The following is a 1,549-nucleotide window of genomic DNA, read 5'->3' as shown; positions in this document are numbered from 1 at the left end:
GCTGCCCGCCTGGACGAAGCGGAAGACATTATCCATCAACAGCAGCACATTGCGTTTCTGCTCGTCGCGAAAATATTCGGCGATGGTAAGCGCGGTCAGACCGACCCGCCAGCGCGCGCCCGGCGGCTCGTTCATCTGTCCGAAGACCAGCACGGTCTTCGCGATCACGCCGGAAGTGCGCATGTCGGTGAGCAGTTCATGCCCTTCGCGCGAGCGCTCGCCGATACCAGCAAACACCGACACGCCCTCGTAACGTGCGACCATTGCGTTGATCAGTTCCATCACCAGCACGGTTTTGCCGACCCCGGCGCCACCGAACATCGCCGCCTTGCCGCCCTGCGCGAGGGGCGCAAGCAGATCGATCACCTTGATCCCGGTCTCGAACATCGTCGTCGCTGTGCTCTGGGCATCGAGTGGCGGCGGTTGGCGATGGATTGGGCGAAGCGGAACGTCCACTGGAAGCGCCGCCCCGCCGTCGCCGATGACGCCGGTGGCATCGAGCAGGCGGCCCAGAACCGCATCGCCGACCGGGACCATGATCGCTGCACCCGTGGCCTCGACGTGGGCGCCGCGCGCGAGTCCGCTGGTGGTCTGGAGTGCGACCGCTCGCACGGTGCGCGCATCGACATGGCTCTGCACCTCGGCGATGTGCTTCCCTGTTGGGGTTACGATGCACAGCGCATCGTTGACCGGCGGAAGCGAGCCGGCGGCAAATTCCACGTCGAGCACGGGACCGCGGATCGCGCAAACGCGTCCGCTCGCCTTATCGATGTCGGGTGCCGCGCTGCTCATCTCAAGCTTCTCATGACGGGAGCTAAAGCGAGATCGGGCGGCATCGATATGCGGGACTATACGGATGCTCGTCTCTGCGCCGCGGCTTCGCCGGATCGCTAATGCAATCCGGTCTGGCGAAGTCCGATGTATCCCGACTTTCAGGACGCCAGTTTCGCTGTTCTGTCCGGCTCACGCCTCGCCAGTGGCGCACCTGTCGCAGTCCTGCGGCGAATCGTCGGCGGCCATCAGCAGAACAGGCGCGAACCCACCACCGGCGGTGCGCATATTGGTGGTTTGGCCCTGATATAGTCGCGCTGCGGCAACAAGCGGCTCCCCATCATAGGTGTAGAGACGAACGTCGATCTTGCGCTTAACCGTCTCTCCATCCAGCCGGATGATCCGCTCGCTTGGTCGCACATAGGCTTGGGCGACATAGTCGCTCTCCAGGATCTCGGCCCACACCGATTTCGTCAGCTTGTCGCCACGATAGGCCGCTTTGCTCCCATACCCTCCGGCCGGCTTGAAGAAGAATTGCCTGCGGCCCGCCCAAAGCCGCTCGGCGGAAGCCTTGTCGACCCGTTCGGTTGCCGGAATCCCGGCAACAAGCGTGTCGACAATTGCCGGGTCGAAACCCCATTCCCGCAGCTGCGCGGTGTCGGACAGCAGGGTGAGATTGCGCTTGTCGGCGAATTTCGCGTGGACATGGGGATTGGGCGTTACGACCACCGAGCCGTCGAGATATGCCGCTCGCAATGCCGAGTGCTCGGGTCGATCG

2 pseudogenes are annotated in these 1,549 nt (G+C 63.9%); both read right to left on the bottom strand.

Annotated elements, in window-relative coordinates:
- Positions 1-792: pseudogene (locus tag D0Z70_RS24410) on the bottom strand (F0F1 ATP synthase subunit beta); the annotation flags it as partial.
- A 171-nt stretch (positions 793-963) separates the two neighbouring features.
- Positions 964-1,549, bottom strand: a pseudogene (locus tag D0Z70_RS24405) (hypothetical protein); the annotation flags it as partial.

Origin of the sequence: Sphingobium terrigena (assembly GCF_003591655.1) — a bacterium.
GTDB classification, from domain to species: domain Bacteria; phylum Pseudomonadota; class Alphaproteobacteria; order Sphingomonadales; family Sphingomonadaceae; genus Sphingobium; species Sphingobium terrigena.
The sequence above is the reverse complement of the archived record's forward strand: the minus strand, read 5'-3'. Positions and strand labels throughout refer to the sequence as shown.